This is a genomic window from Bradyrhizobium sp. dw_411, from assembly GCF_018449695.1.
In the GTDB taxonomy this organism is placed as follows: Bacteria; Pseudomonadota; Alphaproteobacteria; order Rhizobiales; family Xanthobacteraceae; genus Bradyrhizobium.
In genome coordinates this window covers 38,287-57,698 of record NZ_JAAVUY010000019.1, presented here as the reverse complement: position 1 = coordinate 57,698, position 19,412 = coordinate 38,287, and the positions used below count along the sequence as shown (strand labels likewise).

The following is a 19,412-nucleotide window of genomic DNA, read 5'->3' as shown; positions in this document are numbered from 1 at the left end:
CGTTCGAAAAGTTGCGAGGTGGTCGGCCCGCAACGAAAGCAGGCTTACGGCTCCAGATTCTTGGCCGGCGGGAAGTCGCGCGAGTAGACCGGATTTTTCAGGAACTCGGCCTTGTCGTAGGTCCAGAACTGGCTGACATTCGGATAGTCCTTGATCACCGAATTGACCAGCCGTCCGTCGCTGCGTGTGACCTTGCGGATGTAGACGTCGCCGATCGCATCGCCGAATTCGTCGAATTTGATCGTGCCGCGCACCGTGTTCACGGTGCTGCCGCGGATCGCCGTCATCAACCCCTTCTTGTCTTCCACATTGGCCTTGGTGGCCTTCAATGCGGCTTCCAGCACCTCGCCCGAGACGTAGGTGCTGGCGGCGTAATAGCCGGGGTCGTATTTGAACTGCTTGCGGAACGCCGGCGCGAAGATCTTGTTGGCGGGATTGTCGAGTTCGGCCGAATACCAGCTCGTGGTGACGATCCCCAGCGCCTCGTCGCCCATGTTGCGCAGCACGGATTCGTCGAGCGCGGTCATGCCGCCGATCACGGCCATCTTGTCCTTGAGGCCGTATTCGATGAACTGGCGCAGGAAGCGGAAGCCGTTGGAGCCGGCGGTGGCGAGGAAGATCGCGTCCGCGCTCTTCACCTGGGCGACGTAGCTGCCGTAGTCGGGCGTCGCCAGCGGCGTGAAGATCTTTTGGATGATCTTGCCGCCATTGTCCTCGAACACGCGCTGGAAGCCGCCGCACATTTCGTGGCCATAGGCGAAATCGTCGCCGATGGTGACGATCTTCTTGTACTTCAATTCCTTGACCGAATATTCCGCCAGCGGATAGGCGCATTGCGACGAGGTCGAACTGACCCGGGCGAACCAGGGGCTCGGGTGCCGCTGCGTCATGTCCTCGGCCGCGGCGACGCCAAGCGTCGGGATTTCCTTTTCGGTGAGATAGTCGGCAATCGCCAGCGCCTCAAAGGCCGCGAGCGGGCCGATGATGCAATGGACGTTGTTCTTTTCGACCAGCTCCTGCGCCTTGGTGCGCGCGGTGGCGGGAACGCCGGCGGTATCCGCCGATATCAGTTCGACCTTGCGGCCGGCGAGCGTGCTGTCGCGCTCCTTTAGGAACATCGTCAGGGCCAGTTCCATGTCGATGCCGCCGGAGGCGAGCGGGCCGGTCTTGGCGGCGAGAAGCCCGATCCGGATCGGCCCGGCGCCTTGCGCGAAAGCGAGATTTGGCGCCGCCAGGCTGGCGAACCCTGCACCTGCAACACCGCTGACAAATTGTCGTCGTGATATCGTCATGGATACTCCCCCCGGGACGCTGAAACTGGATTGGGCTTTTTGTCGCTCTTGTTTTTTGACGACCGATTTATCGGACGGAAGTCTTAAATGATCAAGTGATAACCACGCAATCGGTCGATATCTTCGGCCTTGCGGGTCCGGGGTTATGGGTGTCCATCACGCCGGATCACTCGCAATCTGCTTGCAAATCCGCTTTTGATGCAGTGCGGTATCGCTGGGATGCGGCCTTAGGCCGCTAGGATTTGGGCGTGCTAACGATGGTTTTTTTCAGCACCTCGAACACCGAGGCGGTGTCCTGATCGGCCAGCCCCATCGCCATCGCCTGGGTGTAAACCGGCTGTGTCAGTGTGAACAACGGCGTGACGCAGCCGACATCATCGGCAAACTCCGCGATGATCGCCATGTCCTTTTTCCAGGTCGAGACTTTCATGGTGGCGGGTTCGTAGACGCCCTTGACCATCATCGGCGCGCGCATCTGGAACATCCGCGAGCCACCGGCGCCGGGGCCGACCAGGTCGACCACCATCTTCGGGTCGAGCCCGGCGCGTTCCGCCAGCACCATTGCCTCGGCGGTCGCGACATTGTGGATCGCCACCAGATGATTGGCGACGAATTTCATCCGGCTGCCATTGCCGAACGTACCGAGATCGGCGCTCTGCTTGGAAAAATCCGCGAACAATGGCGTGCAGCGGGCGATGGCCGCGCTGTCGCCGCTGGCATAGACGATGAGATCGCGCATCTTGGCCTGCGCGCCGGTTCCGCTCAGCGGGCAGTCCAGCGGGACGTGGCCGGCTTTTTTCAGGATGGTTTCAAACTGCAGCTTGTCGGCGAGGGTGAGGGTGGACAGCTCGACCACGATCCGCGGCGTCTGCCCGGAATCGGCGATGGCCTGCGCGACCTTCTCGACCGCGGCGGGCGTGGGCAGGCTCGTCATCAGGATCGGCGTATCGCGCGCCACATGCGCCACGTCGTCAGCAATCACAACACCGGCGGCCGCCAGCTCGGCCCGCTTGGCCGCGTCAGTATCGAAGCCGATTACCCGCCATCCGCGCTCAATCAGGTTGACGGCGATCGCGCCGCCCATGATGCCAAGCCCGACAATTCCAACGGTCTTGTCCATGAAAATCTCTCCTTGCAAACCTGATCGCTGTCTTGGGACGCCGTGTCCAATTCCTGAATAGCCAGTGATCGGACGATGCGCAATCATCATCGCGTGATCGAAGATCGCTCGCAGATGTGCAGATGCTGTCGAGGTTTTCGGAGAATGCCGGAAGTTTTGTGCAATTACCGTGCAGTCGCCCCCGATGCACTGGCGCCGCGCAAACAGGTTTGGTACCGGCGATCGATCCGCTGAAACCTCGCCCCCATGATCGTTTCGTTCAGATGATAAAAACCGCTGGCACCCTCGCGCTCTGGCTGTTCGGTGCGGCTTTTGTTTTCGCGGGCTTCAATATTCACGAGCCTTATGTGAATTTTCTGCACGGCGTCGCTGTCGCGATTTTCCTGATCGCAGGCTTCGCTGTCTATTTTCTGATCAGGCGGGGCTATTGGCGCGCCGGCAAAGCGGGACGGTTATTGATCCTGCTGTGGTGCCTGCCATTCCCGTCGATGCTCTACGCTCACGCCGCGTTTGAAGTCTGCAAGCGAAATGTCCTGCACACGGATGTCGCGCAGGCACACTTGCTGGGGCCGCATTTTGTGGTGGGCTATACGTCCTTCGACGAAGTCGCGCCGCTCGCCGAACAAGGCCTGATCGCCGGCATCTATGTCGCCCGGCACAATATCACAGGGCGAACGACCGATACGCTCAAATCCGAGATCGCAGCGCTTCAGGAGCGGCGGCGGGTCGCGGGCTTGCCGCCTCTGATCGTGGCTGCCGATCAGGAGGGCGGCATCGTCTCGCATCTGTCGCCGCCTTTGACGGAACTGCCGGCCCTGGCCACGTTGGCCGGTCGTCCGCCAGATATCAGGGTGAAAGAAGCAAAAGCGTTTGGGCATATCCACGGGCAGGAATTGGCGCAAATCGGTGTGAACCAGAATTTTGCCCCGGTGCTTGATCTTCGGCCTGCAGCCACGCGCAACCGGCTTGATTTCAACACGCTGACCGGCCAGCGCGCAATATCCGATGACCCGGCCACGGTGGCTGAGATCGGTCTGGCCTATGTGCGGGGCCTCGAGGCATCGGGCGTGCGCGGCACCGTGAAACATTTCCCGGGCCTCTGCCGTGTGCGCGCCGATACCCATCATTTCAGCGCCAATCTGGACGCGCCGCTCGCGGAACTGGAGGCGTTCGACTGGCGGCCGTTCCGGGAAGTTCTGGCAGGCTCGAACGCGCAGTTGATGATCGGTCACGTCACCGTGACGGCGATCGACCCGGATCGTCCCGCATCGCACTCCAAGCGCGTTGTCGATGGCATCATTCGCCAGAAATGGAATTTCCGGGGTGTCGTTATCACAGACGATCTGGTGATGGGCGCGATTTACAACCACAATGTCTGCATGGCCGTGGTGGAGGCCCTTAACGCCAGCGTGGATTTATTGCTGGTTGCCTATGACGGCTCCCAGTTCTATCGGCTTTTTACGTGCGCGTCCGATGCGCTGGACCGGCAGGGTCTCGATATGGCCATGCTGCATGACAGCGAGGTCAGATTGAAGCAGGCTTTGCCGGCGGATTGACGCACCGGTTGTTCCCGCTGTCGAATTTCATTGACTGATATCGCGGACCGCGCCTTAATAAGTGATCGGTCGATAAACAACGGTTAAAGGGAGCGAATAATGAAAGTCACGGGCTTCAATCATCTGTCGATCGGCACCAAGAATCTCGCGGAGTCCGTCAAGTTCTACGAAACCGTGTTGGGCATGCAGACCATTCCCAGCTACAATTTCGGTTTCAAGACCAAATATCTGCGCTGCGGCGATCTGCAATTGCATATCTTCGAGCTGGAGGACCAGGTTCCGCTCTACCAGCACTTCGCGCTGGATGTGGATGATTTCCATGCCGCCTATGACGCCGCCAAGGCGATGGGCGCGCTGGACGCCAAGGCCTTTCGCAATCCGGTCAACGAGCTTCCGGATGGCTGTGTGCAGATGTATTTGCGCGACCCCTCGGGTAACCTGATCGAGATCGACTGGCCCGACGTCAATACGCTGGATCGTTCGCGGATTCCCGAGATGAAGCTGTTGACGGAGTTTGCCGAACAGGACCAGGAAGGCTTGGCGGCCTCGCTTTATCTGGATCGGCCGCATATGAAGGCCAAGCAGCGAGCTTAGGGAAGCGAGCTTAGGGAAGCGAGCGTAATTGCGGGAGCCTGAGATGGCAGGTACCGGTCTGAAGCCAAATTCCAGCCTGCCGTCGGCAACGGACGCCGGCAGCAGCGCCTATGCGGCCATGATCGCCAAGGCCAGGGCACTCGTTCCGCAACTGCGCGACCGCGCGTCCAGGACCGAGGATCTGCGCCGGTTGCCGACCGAGACCGAGCGCGATCTGCACGAGGCGGGTCTTTTTCGAATCCTGCAGCCCAAGCGCGTCGGCGGCTCCGAATTCGATTACGTCGCCCTGGTCGATTGCGCCGATGCGATCGGGCAGGCGGATGCGTCAGCGGCGTGGAATTTTGCCAACCTCTCCAGCCATCACTGGATGCTCGCGATGTTCGACAAGCGCGCGCAGGATTTGGTGTGGAATAAGGACGCCAATGCGCTGATCGCGTCGTCCTTTATCTTTCCCGCCGGCCGCGCCAGGAAGGTCGATGGTGGTTATGTGCTGAGCGGAAGCTGGCCGTTCTCGTCGGGGGTGGATTCCAGCGAATGGAACATGCTGGCCAGCGTGGTCTCTTCCGATGACGAGGCCGACGGCATCGAATACCGCGTGTTTCTGCTCAACAAGAGCGACTACACCATCAAAGACACCTGGAACGCGACGGGTTTGCGCGGCACCGGCTCGAACGACGTCGAGGTCAATGACGCCTTCGTGGCCGAGCCGATGACGATCGGGGTGCATGAACTCGCCGGCGGCCCAACACCCGGCAGCGCCGTTAATCCGAATGCATTGTACGCGCTCCCGGTGTTCTCGCTGTTTCCCTATGTGCTGTCAGGCGTCGCGCTAGGCAACGCGCAGGCGTGTCTGGATGATTATGTCGAACTCGCGAGCCATCGCGCCTCGACCTATAATCGCGCCAAACTGGGTGATCTCCAGAGCACGCAAATCAAGATCGCCGAGGCGTCCGCCAAGATCGACGCCGCCCGCCTGATCATGCGCTCGACCTGCATTGCCGCGATGGCCGATGCGCGGCGCGGCCATGTGCCCGATACCGCCGCCAAGACCCGGATGCGGCGCGACGGCGCTTTCTCGGTCAATCTGTGCACCGAAGCCGTGTCGCTGCTGTTTGCAGCGAGCGGCGCGCGGGGCCTCGCGACATCAGGCGCGTTGCAGCGGCAATTTCGCGATGCCCATGCGATCAATTCGCACATTGCGTTCAACTTCGACGCCGCCGGCACCAATTACGGACGGGTCGCGCTCGGCCTGCCATCCGAAAACCTGACGCTTTGAGGCCCGGGAATGAACGACGCCTCAAAGCATCCGATTACGCCCGATCCGGCCAATGAATTGTCCAGCGACGCTTCGGCGATCGATCCCCGGGATTTCCGCAACGCGCTCGGCACCTATGCCACCGGCGTCACCATCATCACGGCGATGACGGCGGATGGAAAACCTTACGGGTTGACCTGCAATTCGTTTGCGTCAGTATCGCTCAATCCGCCGCTGGTGCTATGGAGCCTCGGCATGTTTTCGCAGGGGTTGCCGATCTTCCAGAACGCCAGCCATTTCGCGGTCAATGTTCTCGGTGCGTCGCAACAAGCGCTGTCGAACAAGTTCGCCAAATCCTCGGCGGACAAGTTCGAGGGTGTCGAATGGGTGCCGGGCCTCGGCAATGCGCCGCTGCTGGCCGACTGTGTGGCCAATTTCCAGTGTCGTGCCGCCAGCCGCTATTACGGCGGCGACCATGTCATTTTCCTCGGCGCGGTCGAGGCCTATGCGTATAATAAGCAGGAGCCGCTCTTGTTTGCCCGCGGCGGTTACGGGCGATTTATTGGAGCGGACAATTTTCCAGTGACTTCGGGATCATGAAAAAGAAAGCCACGCCCAAGCGCGCGCGTACCAAGCAGAAACGATTATCGCCGGACGATCGCCGCAAGGAATTCGTCGCCAAGGCCACCGAATTCTTCTCGGAAGAGGGATTTGGCGGCGGCACCCGCGATCTGGCGCGCCGGCTCGGCGTGACCCAGCCGCTGCTGTATCGCTATTTCCCGAGCAAGGACGACTTGATCAAGGAAGTCTATCGCACGGTCTATCTGGAGCCGTTCGATACCGGATGGGAAAAGCTGCTGGCCGATCGTTCCAAGCCGATCCGCGACCGGCTCTACGAATTCTACAACGCCTACACCAACGTTATCTTCAACCGCAAATGGCTACGGATCTATCTCTATTCGGGCCTGAAGGGCCTCGACATCAACCGCTGGTATGTCGGCGTCGTCAGGGACAAGATTCTGACCCGCATCGTCCGGGAATGCCGTCACGAAGCGGGCATGCCGCTGCAAACCAAGCCGACCGCGGCCGAGCTTGAAATGGCCTGGGTGTTTCACAGCGGAATTTTCTATTACGGCGTCCGCAAATACATCTACGAATCGCCCGTGCTTGAAAGCAAAGAGCAGATGATCTCGGACGCGCTGGATGCCTTCCTGGCCGGCTTCGAGCGTGTGTTCGGCGCCACGGTAGCGATCAGCCGCGCGCCGGTGAAAGTGGTGGGGTAGGAGCCCGGTTGCTGCATCCTTCGAGACGCGCGCAAGTGCGCGCTCCTTAGAGTCTGACTCATAATTCGCAGGACGGCCGCACTTTGGCATTTTTGTCCTGCGGCAGTCGATTTGGCTTCGCTTCTCTTGATTCTAAAATTTCAGAACCACACGCTAATCGATTCTAAAGTTACGCGGGAACCGGTACTTAAAGCCACACACGGTGGCTCCTGCGAATTATCAGTCAGGCTCTTAGGATGAGGCCGGAGTTTGCGTCAGCTTCGAACTGGGGTGAATGTCAGACCCTCATGGTGAGGAGCGCGTCTTCGCGCGTCTCGAACCATGAAGGCCCCGGAGCAAGCAGCGACCTCAAATCTTCTCGATATTCCCGCTCACGATCGATCGCTGGATCGCCTCAAAACTGCGTACGTTCGAGAGCATCTCCTGATGCGTCACCGGATAGGCGGCTTCACCCGCTATCGCGCGGCCGAAGGCCTCGAGGTTGGAACGCACTGCCGGATGCGGCCCGAAGAACGAGGTGACCGGCTCGGCATTCTGCAGCACGCGGGTTACGTCCCATCCCGTCGAGTTCTGCGGATGGCTGCGGTCGCGAATTTCCATCCAGCCTTTCGAGCCCAGCAGCGCCAGCCGTCCCATGAACGGCGTCGCCAGCACGGCGCCAAGGAGCGCGGTGGCGCCGTTCTCGAAACCGATCGTGATCGCGAGCGTATCGCCGTTCTCGAAATGGCTGCCGAGTTGCCCCAGCCGCGCCCAGACGCTGGTCGGCCGGCCCAATAGCGCAATCGATAGATCGACCACGTGAATGCCGGTGGCCGACAGCGGCCCGGCCGGATTGATGGCCTTGGATAACCGCCAATTGTCGGGCGGGAGTTTCAGGAACAGGTCCTGGCTGAAATTGCCTTCCACCAGTAGCGGATTGCCGAATTCGCCGGCCGCGAAACGCTTGCGCATCTCGATCACGGCAGGCTCGAACCGGCGCTCGTGGCCGATGCCCAGTTGGACGCCGGCCTTGCTGACGGCCGCGATTGCGGCTTCCGCATCGGCTGATGTGGTGCACAGCGGCTTTTCGCAGAACACATGACGTCCTGATTTGGCAGCCGCGATGATCTGTTCGGCGTGGCGTTCCTGCGGCGTCGAGAGAATGACGGCCTGAACTTTGGGATTGGCCAGCGCGTCCTCGAAACTAGCCGCGGTCTCGACGCCGATGTCCGCGGCCGAGGCACGCGCGGAGTCCAGGGGATCGACGCCCAGTATGGGCCTGATGACCTCGCTGTCGCGCAGATTCCGGAGGATGTTCTGTCCCCACCAGCCCAAACCGATCACGGCGGCATTGATCATGCGCAGTTTCCCATCCCTGATAGTTTTTCCAATTATGTCTATTTGGCTTTGGACATTTCGGCGCGGTACCAGTCGCCGATCTCGCTGGCGGTCATCAACGCCACGCCGTCATGGCTGATGACATAGTCTAGCAGCGCTTCCAGATATTTGATCCGGTGCGGCACACCGGTGATGTAGGGATGCACCGAGATCGCCATGATCCGCGCGTTGCTGTCGCCTTCCAGATACAGCCGGTCGAACTGATCGGTGCAGCGCTTGAGGAACTGCTCGGACGGCAGATGCTGCAGCGCATGGATCACGATGTCGTTGGTCTCGACCGAATAGGGGATCGTGGTCATGGTGCCATGGGGTGTGGCGATATCCTGCGGCAGGTCGTCGATCACCCAGTCCGCCAGATATTCGATGCCGTTGAGGCGCAACAGATCGATGGTGTCGTTGGTCTCCGTCAGGCCCGGGCTTTCCCAGGAGCGCGGCTGCTTGCCGGTGAACTTGGCGATGGCGTCAACGGCGCGCTTGATCGCGTCGCCCTGGTTCTCCAGTTTGTGCATCGGGCCCTGCAGGAACCCATGGCCCATGAATTCGAATCCGGCCTCGAGCGCGGCCGAGGCGACGCGCGGATAGGACGTGCAGACGCTGCCGTTCGCGGCCAGCGTCACCGGCATGTTGCGGTCGGTCAACGCCTTGAACTGGCGCCAGAAGCCGGCGCGCATGCCGTATTCATGCCAGGACCAGTTGGGCACGTCAGGCAATAGCGGCTGACCCATCGGCGGGCTCAGCACGGTGCGCGGCATCGCGTTCTCGATCCGCCACTCCTCGACATTGAGGATGACCCACACCGCGAGTTTCTTGCCACCGGGCAATTTCAGTTTCGGACGGTCGATTTGCGCTTGATAGGGAATGCGATCGGTAAGGGCCACGGCTGATCTTCTTTGTGAGATGGTTTCTTTGGATGCGGATTTTCGGCTAGCGAATTATTCCGCCGCGTTGGATTTTTTCGAGGCGCCGGCGTTGATCTGCGGCAGGACTTTCTCGGCCATCAGGATCATGGACTGGCGTCCAAGCTCGCGATCCTTCCAGTCCTTGCCGGCATACAACAGCGTGCCGAACTGGCCGACTTCTTCCTGGAATGCCAGCAACTGATCAGCCACGCTGTCCGGCGTGCCGTAGATGATCAGCTTGTCGCAGACCATTTCCAGCGTCACTTCCTCGTCGGGCTGGTCGCGGCGGGTCTTGAACAGTTCGATGCGGCCGTTCCTCTTCAGCTTGGTGAACAGCGAGCGATAATAATAATAATAAGGCCCGTCCGGGTCGGTCGCGTAGGCCTTGGCGGTCGCGGCATCCTTGGCGACGAACACGCTCTTGGCCACGCGCCAGTTGGCGGGATCGGCCGGGCGGCCGCCGCGCTCGCAGCCCTCGACATATTTCGGCCAATGGCTTTTGACCCAGGCCGGCATCAGGAAGTTCGCCGAAATCGGCTCCCAGCCGCGCACGGCCGCTTCGGTGACGCCCTTGGAGAACGGCGCCACGGCGGTGACGACGATGGGCGGATGCGGCCGTTGCAGCGGGCGCGCAATAAAGCCCTGGCCGATTTCCTTGATCAGGGTTCTTTCCGTCGAGACGTTCCAGTATTTGCCTTTCAGATTATACGGCGGCTCGCTGGCCCAGATTTCCAGAACCTGGTTGATCGATTCCAGGAACATCTCGTTGCGGTTGGCGTCGAGATTGCCGAACAATTCGGCATCCGACAGCAATCCGCCGGGGCTGATTCCGAAAATCAGCCGTCCGTCGAGCATGTGATCGAGCATCGCCAGGCTGGACGCGATGGTGGCCGGATGGGTGTTCGGCATGTTGATGGTGCCGGTGCCGAGCTTGATCTGCTTGGTGGCCGCGGCGATCCAGGCGAGGAACGCGACGCAGGAGGTGATATTCTCGGCCTTGTCGGTGACGTGTTCGCCGACATAGGCCTCGGTGAACCCGAGTTCGTCGGCCAGCAGAAAGGCTTCGCGATCTTCGCGCAGCGACTGCCGCCAATCCTTGTCGAGCGGATGGATCGGCATGGTAAAGAAACCGAGATTCATGAGCCTGCTCCTCCCTGGAGCCAATTTTACGGTGCGCCAAAGCGTGCGCGCGTTTGCGACATTATGACTAATCCGAAAGTCGAGTCATCAGAAATAATCGTTCGATAAACAAACTTGACCTTTGGGGGGCACCGCCGTCTAATCACAAAAAATACACCCAATTTTCGGCCGGGGAGGTCACATCCATGAAAGCCTCGGCTTTCAGCTACGCCCGTGCAACCAGTGTTGTAAACGCGATCGAGTTGCTCGCAGAGCATGGCGATAGGGCGAAGGTGCTTTCGGGCGGCCAGAGCCTGATGCCCGCGATGAATCTGCGTCTGATTTCTCCGGAACTCATTGTCGATATCGGCGACCTCACGGAACTGCGCGGCATTGCCGTGACCGGCGACAGGTTGCGGATCGGCGCCTTGACGCGCCATGTCGATCTCCTGAACTCGGCAGATGTGGCCAAACACGCGCCGCTGATCAGCGAAGCCATCACCCATGTCGCGCATGCCGCGATTCGAAATCGCGGCACCATCGGTGGCAGCCTCGCGCATGCCGATCCCGCGGCGGAACTGCCGGCCTCCATGGTGGCGTTGAAGGCTACAATTATCGTCGAAGGCCCGGCGGGTGAACGACAAATTGCCGCCGAGGATTTCTTTACGGGGATTTATGAGACGGCGCTGGAGGTGGATGAGTTGTTGGTGGCCGTCGAGGTGCCCGTCGCGCAACGGAATTCCGCGCATTACTTCTCCGAGTTCGCAAGACGGCACGGCGATTACGGCATCGTCGGCCTCGCCGCACAGGCGGTCGTCGATGGCGATATCCTGACCGATCTGCGGCTGGCCTATTTTTCGGTTGGCGACAGGCCGGTATTGGCCATGGCGGCAACAAAACTGCTCAACGTTGCCGTCACGCCGGCGGTGCTGCTGGAAGCTTCTGAGACCCTCGGTGAAGAGCTCGATCCGCAGGAAGATCAACAAGCCAGCGTGTCGATGCGCCGGCATCTAGCCAAGGTGTTGCTGGCGCGCTGCGTCGCCACGCTGCTGGGCCGTCCCGAACTCAGCGCGGGGGAAGTCTTGTGATCCCGGCTGTGTCGATCTCGTTACAGGTGAACGGCGAGCGCATCGAGGCGCATGTGTTGCCGCGGCTTAATCTGGCGGATTTCTTGCGCGAGCATCTGAAGCTGACAGGCACGCATGTCGGATGCGAACACGGCGTGTGCGGCGCCTGCACGGTGCGCGTCAACGGCGACATCGTTCGCTCCTGCCTGATGCTGGCGGCGCAAACCAATGGCGCCTCGATCGAGACCATCGAGGGACTGTCCGACAGCGGCGAAATATCAGATTTGCAAGCCGCGTTCCGCGAGCGTAACGCGCTGCAATGCGGCTTCTGTACCCCCGGGATGCTGGTGACGGCGCAGGACCTGCTGCTGCAGGAAGCCGAACCTGATCGCGAGCGTATCCGCGAGCATCTCTCCGGCAATTACTGCCGCTGTACCGGTTATCAGGCCATCGTCGATGCGGTTGCGTCCACCGCGCGGGCGCGCACGGGCCGCGGCGCATGACGTCAACAACAACCAATCCCGAAACACTCTCGGTGCTCGACCGGCCGAATTCCTATATCGGCAAAACGGTCCCGCGGCCCAATCTCGATCGGCTGACGCAGGGTCGCGGGCTTTATGTCAGCGACATGGAACTGCCGCGCATGGCCCATGTGGTGTATCTGCGCTCGCCCTATGCCCATGCGAAGATTATCGGCATCGACGCGGCTGCCGCGAAGCAATTGCCCGGCGTCATCGCTGTGGTGACCGGCCCGGAGCTTGCCGCCGTCATCACGCCATGGGTCGGCGTACTCACGCATCTCAAGGGCCTTAAATCCGCGCCGCAAAGCGCGATCGCGATCGATCGGGTGTGCTGGCAGGGCGAAGCCGTCGCGGCCATCGTCGCGACCAGCCGCGCGGTCGCGGAAGACGCCGCTGAACTGGTGGCCGTTGACTATGAAGAACTGGACGCGGTGACGGATATGCGCACCGCGCTCGATCCGCAGACGCCGGTGATTCATGCCTCGCTCGGCGATAATCTGGCGTTCGAGCGCAGTCTCGATGCCGGTACCGTCGATGCGGCGTTTGCCGAGTCCGATGCGGTGGTCGAAGCGGAGTTTGTGTTCGGTCGCCACACCGGCGTGACGCTGGAGCCGCGCGCGGTCGTCGCAGACTGGAATCCTGGAGATTCGCGGCTGACGATCTATCAGGGCACCCAGGCGCCGCACATGGTGCAGAACATCGCGGCGCTTCATCTGGGCCTCGAAGAGTCGCAGATTCGCGTGGTGTGCAAGGATGTCGGCGGCTCCTTCGGCATAAAAGTTCACGTTTACGCCGATGAAATGGCCACCTATGCGCTGACCAAGTTGCTGCGCCGGCCGATCAAATATGTCGCCGACCGGATCGAGAGCTTCAATACCGATATTCATGCCCGCGATCATCGCTGCAAAGGCAAGATCGGCGTCAAGCGTGACGGCACCATCATGGCGTTCGAGATCGACGATATCACCGGCATCGGGCCGTATTCGATGTATCCGCGCACCAGCGCGATCGAGGCCAACCAGGTCGTCAATCTCGTCGGCGGGCAATACACGACCAAAAATTATCGCGCGCGCACGCGTGTGGTGTTCCAGAACAAAAACGTGATGTGCCAATACCGCGGCGTCGGGCATCCCATCGCCTGCTCGGTCACCGAGGGCCTGGTCGATCTCGCGGCGATGAAGATCGACATGGACCCGGTGGAAATCCGCCGCCGCAATCTCATTGCAGATGATGCCTATCCCTGCGCCTCGCCGTCGGGCCTGAAATTCGAGCTATTGTCGCATCATGCTTCCATGGACAAGCTGATCGGCATGATGAATTACGACGCACTGCGCGCCGAGCAGGCGGCGCTGCGCAAGAAGAACATTCACCGCGGCATCGGCATTGCGAGCTTCATCGAGGTCACCAATCCCAGCGCGGCGTTTTACGGCGTCGGCGGCGCAAAAATATCCTCGCAGGATGGCGTTGCGGTGCGGCTCGATGCCCAGGGCTCGGTGATCTGTCAGACCAGCATCACCGAACAGGGGCAGGGCTCGGAATCGCTGACCGCGCAGATCGTCGGCAGCGTTCTCGGCGTCTCGATGGGAAAAGTCCGCGTCATTCTCGGCGACACGGACAATACGCCCTATGGCGGCGGAACCTGGGCCTCGCGCGGGGCCGGGATCGGCGGCGAGGCCGCGCTGCAGGCCGCCAAAGTATTGCGCCGGAATGTTCTCGATGTAGCCGCCGCGATCCTGCAGGCCTCGCCGGCCGAACTCGACATCGTCAACAATGCGATCGTGAATCTGGACGACGGCGCTGTGCGCATCGAATTGCGCGAACTGTGTCGTATCGTCTATTTCCGTCCTGATACGCTGCCACCGGGCATCCAGCCCGAATTGATGGCGACGCGCCATTTCGTGCCCCGTGAATATCCGTTCGCCTTCACCAATGGCGTGCAGGCGGCCTGGGTCGAGGTCGATACCGATACGGGATTCGTCAAGCTGCTGCGGCACTGGGTGGTCGAGGATTGCGGCACCATCATCAACCCGCAACTGGTCGATGAGCAGATCCGGGGCGGCGTGGTGCAGGGGCTCGGCGCTGCGCTGTTCGAAAAATGCATCTATGACGAGCGCGGCCAGCTCACCAACGCCAATATGGCCGATTACCTGGTGCCGATGTCCGGCGAGATGCCCGATATCGATATCGGCCACGTGGTTTCGCCGACCTTTGAGACCGAACTTGGCGCCAAGGGGGCCGGCGAGGCCGGCACCGCGGGGGCCGCGGCGGCGGTATCCAACGCAGTTAACGATGCGCTGAAGCCGTTTGGCGCCTTTATTACCGAGATCCCCCTGACGCCGCAGGTTATCCTGTCGGCGTTGGGGCGAATTTGACGCGGCCCATGCCAGTAAACCAAATGCTAAGGGCTCAGGGGGCCAAAGGGGATCAAGGGTATGTTGTGATGTCCGCTTTGTTCATCCAATATAGCCTCAAGAAACGGGACAAATGGGAGGACCATCAATGAAACGCAGGACATTTCTCGGCGGAACGATCGCCGTCACCACGCTTGGGCTGACCTCGGGCGCCGGCGCGCAGCAGGCGCCGATCAAGATCGGCATGAGCATGGCCCTGACCGGCGGTCTGGCGGGCGGCGGCAAGGCCTCGCTGCTCGGCACCGAGATCTGGCGGGACGATATCAACGCCCGGGGTGGTCTGCTCGGCCGCAAGGTCGAGCTTGTCGTCTATGACGACAAATCGAGCGCCTCGGAAACGCCCGCGATCTACTCGAAGCTGTTGGACGTCGACAAGGTCGATCTGTTGTTCGGGCCCTATGCCACCGTGCCGACCGCGCCGATCATGCCGCTGGTCAAGCAACGCGGCATGGTCCTGATCGGCAATTTTGCGTTCCAGGTGAACAGCAAAGTGGGCCACGACATGTGGTTCAACGTCGCCCCATGGGGGCCGGCCGACAGCTGGGCCGCCTCGTTCCTCGATCTCGGCCAGAAGGCCGGCGGCAAGACCGTAGCACTTCTCGCGGCGGACCAGGAATTCGCCCAGAACCTGGCACTGACCGCGCGCGACGTCGCGAAAAAGATGAACATGCCGATCGTGTTCGACCAATCCTATCCGCCAACGACGGTGGAATTCTCCGGCATTCTTCGCGCGCTCAATGCCGCCAAGCCCGATATCGTCTATGTCGCGTCCTATCCGCCGGATTCGGCCGGAATTTTGCGCGCCGTGAACGAGATCGGGGTCGGCGACAACGTCAAGATTTTCGGCGGCGGCATGGTTGGCCTGCAATTCGGCGCGGTCATGGAAAATTTGGGCTCGCTGCTCAATGGCGTGGTCAATTACAATTCATGGCTCCCCGAACCGACGATGTTTTTCGACGGCACCAAGGCGTTCTTCGAAACCTATTCGAAGCGGGCCCCGGAAGCGAAGGTCGATCCGCTCGGCTATTATCTGGCGCCGTTCGGCTTCGCCAGCGGTCAGCTCATCGAGCAGGCCGTCAAGGCGGCGGGATCGCTGGACCAGAAGGCGATCGCCAAATATCTGCGCGAGAATACCCACCAAACCATCGTCGGCCCGATCGCATTTTCCGCGGACGGCGAACGCAAGGAAAACGCGACGCTGCAAGCCCAGTTCCGTGGCATTGTCGACAAGAACATGGATCAGTTTCGCAAGTCGGGCAAACAGGTGATCCTGTATCCGGCGAAATTGAAGTCCGGCGAACTGATTACGCCGTTTGAAGCTGCGCGGAACTAGACTTCACGGTTTATCTCTGACCATGGTACGGCTGACTTGGGAGTTGGCCGCACCATGCGTCCTACATCACGGGAATTAGGGTTGTCGGGCGTGCGTAACGCGGCGAAGCGGCGTAAGATCAGGTCACGGGGGACCTCACTTGTTTTCACTTGACCTGCTGCAGGATGCGCTGGTGAGCGGCGTGCTGCTCGGCTGCTTTTATGCCGCCGTAAGCCTTGGTCTGTCGCTGTCCTTTGGCCTGCTGGATGTGCCCAACGTAGCGCATCCGGCTTTTCTGGTGATGGCGTCCTATGGCGTGTTTTACCTCAATGACAAATTTGGCGTCGATCCGCTGCTGGCGGGGCTGTTGATCACGCCGCTGCTGTTCGTGTTCGGCCTTGTCGCCTACCGGCTGTATTACGAGACGTTCGAAAAGCGCGGCAGCGACGCCGGCGTGCGCGGCATCGCCTTCTTCTTCGGCATTGCCTTCATCATCGAGGTGCTGCTGATCCTGCAGTTCGGCGTGGACCAGCAATCGGTCACCGCGTCCTATATCGGCAAGGCCTGGCGGATCGCCGGTATGCGGATTCCGTACCGGCTCCTGGTCGCGTTCGCGGTCGCCGCCGGGCTGACGATCCTGCTGACACTGTATCTGTCGAAAACATTCATGGGACGGGCGATCCGCGCGGTGGCGCAGGATCAGGAGGCGCTGCGACTGATGGGCGCCGACCCGATCCGGATCAAGCAATGGGCGTTCGGCATCTCAACGGCCGTGCTGGGGATCTCGGGTGCGCTCCTGATCATCGTCGCGCCCGTCAATCCGACCCTCGACCGTTCCTATATCGGGCGGACATTCTGCGTCGTGGTGATGGCCGGGCTCGGCAGCATGAGCGGGACGCTCGTCACCGCGATCATCCTCGGTGTCGTCGAGGCTGTTGTCCTGACTATGTTCGGCGCTTCCTGGGCGCCGGCGATTTCGTTCGCGATGCTGCTCGGCGTTCTCGCCGTCCGGCCGCAGGGCCTGTTCGGAAGACGATCATGAATCGCGGCGGCACCACTTTCTGGATCGGGGCGATCCTGTTTCTCGCCGCCGCCTTTGCGATGACGCAGCTCATCGGCAACCAATATCCGTTCTTTGCCTGCTATGTGATTCTGCAGTTTATCGTGCTCGCGATCGCGTGGAATGTGCTCGGCGGCTATGCCGGTTACGTCAATTTCGGCACCAGCGCGTTTTTCGGCGTTGGCGTCTACACGGCGGTATTTCTGTTCAAGTCGATTGGCGCGCCGCTCGTCGTCCAGATCGCCGCCGCGGCCATCGTCGGCGCGCTGATGGGGTTCGCGCTTGGTCTTTTGACTTTGCGCATGCAGGGTATCTTCTTTTCGATCGCGACGATCGCGCTGACCATCGTGATCGAGACCGCGATCACCAACTGGCGATATGTCGGCGGCGCGGCCGGCATCCAGATGCAGCAGCCGGCGCCGATGGCGCCGTTCACCAGCTATGTCCAGATGCTGTTTTTCGTCCAGGCGCTGCTCGTGGTGCTGGCGGTCGCGATCTCGCGTTACATTCAGAATTCATGGATCGGCCGCGGCTTGCAGGCGCTCAAGGACGACGAACTCGCCGCCGAATGCACCGGCGTGCCGACGCTGAGGCTGAAGCTGCTGGCCTGTGTGATCTCGGGAGCGCTGATGTGCGCGGCCGGCGCGCCTGCCGCGATGTATCTGCAATATGCCGACCCGTCGTCGGCGTTCAATCTGAATTACTCGGTCTCGGTGCTCGCGATGTCGCTGATCGGGGGCACCGCGCATTGGGCGGGGCCGATCATTGGCGCAATTTTGCTGGGCGCGACACAGCAATTACTGACCGTGACCATCTCGTCGGAGGTGAACGTACTGATACTCGGCGTGATGCTGGTGTTGTTCGTGGTCGGCGCGCCGGAGGGCATTATCGGCCTCATCCGGAAGGCGCGTGGCAATCGCGGCGAGGGCGAAGCATGATGTCCCCGGAGATCCAGACACCTGAAGCCAAGACATCTGAAGCGCAGCCGCCGCTGCTGCGGATATCCGCGCTGACCAAGAAATTCGGTGGCTTCACCGCGCTCGACAATGTGAGCGTCGACATTCGTCCGGGCGAGCGCTTCGGCCTGATCGGCCCGAACGGCTCGGGCAAGACCACGCTGATAAACTGCATTTCCGGCGCGTTCCGCACCGAGCCCGGCACCGTGACATTCGGTGGCGAGGACATCACGCGGTTGCCGCCGCATATCCGCACCCGCCGCGGCATTGCGCGCAGCTTCCAGATTCCGCGGCCGTTTCGAAGCATGACGGTCGCCGAAAACCTGATGGTCGGGCTCGATTTTGCGGGGCGCGCGGACGAGGTGGTCTCGGCCGGGCGGGAACGCGACACCATGATGTCGATCCTGACGCGGATGGGTCTCGCCTCGAAGGCCGATGTGTCGACCGCAAAATTGAGTCAGGTGGAATTGCGCAAGATGGAGCTCGCCCGCGCGCTGGCGACGCACCCGAAGCTCCTGGTTTCCGACGAGGCCATGGCAGGCCTGTCCAATTCGGAAGTCGACGAGGTGCTGGATCTCCTGATGAGCCTTGCGGCGCAGAACATCACCATCATCATGATCGAACACATCATGCAGGCGGTGATGCGTTTCTCGGACCGGGTGATGTGCCTCGAAGCCGGCAAGATCATCGCGATCGGCAAGCCTGAAGAAGTCATGGCCAACCCGCGCGTGCAGGAGGCCTATCTTGGCACTTAGCCTCGCCATCAAGAACCTCGATGCAGGCTACGGCGCCGTGAAGGCGCTGCGCGGCGTCTCGCTCGATGTCGAGGCCGGCGAAACCGTCGCTCTGCTCGGTACCAACGGCAACGGCAAGAGCACGCTGATGAAATGCATCGCGGGCCTGGTCCGGCCGCAGCGCGGCAGCATGGTGCTCACGATCGACGGCGAAGCGCACGATCTGACCAAATTGTCAGCCGAGGCGATCGTTGATCTCGGCGTCGCGATGGTGCCCGAGGGACGGCGGCTGTTTCCGCGGCAGACCGTGCTGGAAAACCTGATGCTCGGCGCCTTCCGCAAGGCTGCCCGGCGTAATATCGACCGCAATCTTGCGCTCGCCTTCGAGACGTTCCCGACCCTCAAAGGCCTGCAGGGCCAGCTCGCCGGCACCATGTCGGGCGGGCAGCAGCAGATGCTGGCTATCGCACGCGCGCTGATGTCGTCGCCGCGGCTGTTGCTGGTCGATGAGCCCTCGGTCGGCCTTTCGCCGCTGCTGGTCTCGCAGACCATCACCAAGATCGGCGAACTCAATAAGCAGCTTGGCCTGACGGTATTGATGGCGGAGCAGAACTTCAACCAGACGATCCGGATTGCCGATCGCGGTTACATCATCGTTCATGGCGAGATCGTCGTTGCGGCCGGTTCGGTCGATGAATTGAAGGGCAACGACATCGTCAAGCGGCTTTATCTCGGCGGGGTCGTCTAAAAGACGGCGCGTCTCGCATTGTCATAGCAGGGCATTGCCGTCCGAAGGACGGCGTCGCTACCGCTCGCCTATGCCCGGCCATGACGAGCATAGAGCAGCCTGAACGCC

18 protein-coding genes are annotated in these 19,412 nt (G+C 61.2%); 13 read left to right on the top strand and 5 right to left on the bottom strand.

The features are described 5' to 3' along the window. Positions 1-44: 44 nt before the first annotated feature. Positions 45-1,292 carry an ABC transporter substrate-binding protein gene (locus HB676_RS27225; RefSeq protein ID WP_213741570.1) on the bottom strand — a complete coding sequence of 416 codons (1,248 nt, stop codon included), beginning with the start codon at positions 1,290-1,292 and terminating at the stop codon, positions 45-47. 235 nt (positions 1,293-1,527) lie between these two features. Next, positions 1,528-2,412, bottom strand: coding sequence for an NAD(P)-dependent oxidoreductase (locus tag HB676_RS27220; RefSeq protein WP_213741569.1), 885 nt, complete (start codon positions 2,410-2,412; stop codon positions 1,528-1,530). Positions 2,413-2,675: 263 nt separating this feature from the next. Between HB676_RS27220 and HB676_RS27215 the strand changes: the two genes are divergently transcribed. The 5 genes from HB676_RS27215 to HB676_RS27195 all read left to right on the top strand — a co-directional run bounded on the left by HB676_RS27215 (position 2,676) and on the right by HB676_RS27195 (position 7,100). Then, on the top strand, positions 2,676-3,968 hold the full coding sequence (locus tag HB676_RS27215; protein WP_213741568.1) for a glycoside hydrolase family 3 N-terminal domain-containing protein: 1,293 nt from the start codon (positions 2,676-2,678) through the stop codon (positions 3,966-3,968). Positions 3,969-4,067: 99 nt separating this feature from the next. Next, positions 4,068-4,562 carry a VOC family protein gene (locus tag HB676_RS27210; protein ID WP_213741567.1) on the top strand — a complete coding sequence of 165 codons (495 nt, stop codon included), beginning with the start codon at positions 4,068-4,070 and terminating at the stop codon, positions 4,560-4,562. Between the two features lie 118 nt (positions 4,563-4,680). Further along, positions 4,681-5,838, top strand: a complete 1,158-nt coding sequence (locus HB676_RS27205) for an acyl-CoA dehydrogenase family protein (protein ID WP_249780501.1) — start codon at positions 4,681-4,683, stop codon at positions 5,836-5,838. Positions 5,839-5,847: 9 nt separating this feature from the next. Continuing rightward, the gene (locus HB676_RS27200; RefSeq protein WP_213741565.1) at positions 5,848-6,417 is read left to right on the top strand and encodes a flavin reductase family protein; all 570 of its coding nucleotides are present in this window, start codon (positions 5,848-5,850) and stop codon (positions 6,415-6,417) included. After that, the gene (locus HB676_RS27195; RefSeq protein ID WP_213741564.1) at positions 6,414-7,100 is read left to right on the top strand and encodes a TetR/AcrR family transcriptional regulator; all 687 of its coding nucleotides are present in this window, start codon (positions 6,414-6,416) and stop codon (positions 7,098-7,100) included. Before HB676_RS27200 ends, HB676_RS27195 begins: the two co-directional genes overlap by 4 nt. A 348-nt stretch (positions 7,101-7,448) precedes the next feature. Here the strand turns inward: HB676_RS27195 and HB676_RS27190 are convergent, their stop codons facing one another. The 3 genes from HB676_RS27190 to HB676_RS27180 are packed head-to-tail and all read right to left on the bottom strand — an operon-like array spanning position 7,449 to position 10,516. Next, on the bottom strand, positions 7,449-8,438 hold the full coding sequence (locus HB676_RS27190) for a Gfo/Idh/MocA family oxidoreductase (RefSeq protein WP_213741563.1): 990 nt from the start codon (positions 8,436-8,438) through the stop codon (positions 7,449-7,451). A gap of 38 nt (positions 8,439-8,476) precedes the next feature. Then, a complete protein-coding gene (locus HB676_RS27185) occupies positions 8,477-9,355 on the bottom strand; it encodes a polysaccharide deacetylase family protein (RefSeq protein WP_213741562.1) in 879 nt (292 codons plus the stop codon). A 54-nt stretch (positions 9,356-9,409) separates the two neighbouring features. Continuing rightward, a complete protein-coding gene (locus HB676_RS27180; RefSeq protein WP_213741561.1) occupies positions 9,410-10,516 on the bottom strand; it encodes an LLM class flavin-dependent oxidoreductase in 1,107 nt (368 codons plus the stop codon). A gap of 185 nt (positions 10,517-10,701) precedes the next feature. Here HB676_RS27180 and HB676_RS27175 point away from each other — a divergent pair, with 185 nt between their 5' ends. From HB676_RS27175 to HB676_RS27140, 8 genes are all read left to right on the top strand, one after another. Next, positions 10,702-11,583, top strand: coding sequence for a xanthine dehydrogenase family protein subunit M (locus HB676_RS27175; protein WP_213741560.1), 882 nt, complete (start codon positions 10,702-10,704; stop codon positions 11,581-11,583). Further along, positions 11,580-12,065, top strand: a complete 486-nt coding sequence (locus HB676_RS27170; RefSeq protein ID WP_346347435.1) for a (2Fe-2S)-binding protein — start codon at positions 11,580-11,582, stop codon at positions 12,063-12,065. The genes HB676_RS27175 and HB676_RS27170 overlap by 4 nt, the downstream gene beginning before the upstream one ends. Beyond that, the gene (locus HB676_RS27165) at positions 12,062-14,455 is read left to right on the top strand and encodes a xanthine dehydrogenase family protein molybdopterin-binding subunit (protein WP_213741559.1); all 2,394 of its coding nucleotides are present in this window, start codon (positions 12,062-12,064) and stop codon (positions 14,453-14,455) included. The genes HB676_RS27170 and HB676_RS27165 overlap by 4 nt, the downstream gene beginning before the upstream one ends. A 127-nt stretch (positions 14,456-14,582) precedes the next feature. After that, positions 14,583-15,827 carry an amino acid ABC transporter substrate-binding protein gene (locus HB676_RS27160; protein ID WP_213741558.1) on the top strand — a complete coding sequence of 415 codons (1,245 nt, stop codon included), beginning with the start codon at positions 14,583-14,585 and terminating at the stop codon, positions 15,825-15,827. Positions 15,828-15,966: 139 nt separating this feature from the next. Beyond that, a complete protein-coding gene (locus HB676_RS27155; RefSeq protein ID WP_213741557.1) occupies positions 15,967-16,848 on the top strand; it encodes a branched-chain amino acid ABC transporter permease in 882 nt (293 codons plus the stop codon). Next, complete coding sequence (locus tag HB676_RS27150; protein ID WP_213741556.1) at positions 16,845-17,804, top strand: branched-chain amino acid ABC transporter permease; 960 nt, start codon at positions 16,845-16,847, stop codon at positions 17,802-17,804. The genes HB676_RS27155 and HB676_RS27150 overlap by 4 nt, the downstream gene beginning before the upstream one ends. Continuing rightward, positions 17,801-18,577 carry an ABC transporter ATP-binding protein gene (locus HB676_RS27145; protein ID WP_249780496.1) on the top strand — a complete coding sequence of 259 codons (777 nt, stop codon included), beginning with the start codon at positions 17,801-17,803 and terminating at the stop codon, positions 18,575-18,577. The genes HB676_RS27150 and HB676_RS27145 overlap by 4 nt, the downstream gene beginning before the upstream one ends. Continuing rightward, complete coding sequence (locus HB676_RS27140; protein ID WP_213741555.1) at positions 18,567-19,304, top strand: ABC transporter ATP-binding protein; 738 nt, start codon at positions 18,567-18,569, stop codon at positions 19,302-19,304. The genes HB676_RS27145 and HB676_RS27140 overlap by 11 nt, the downstream gene beginning before the upstream one ends. Positions 19,305-19,412 lie beyond the last annotated feature (108 nt).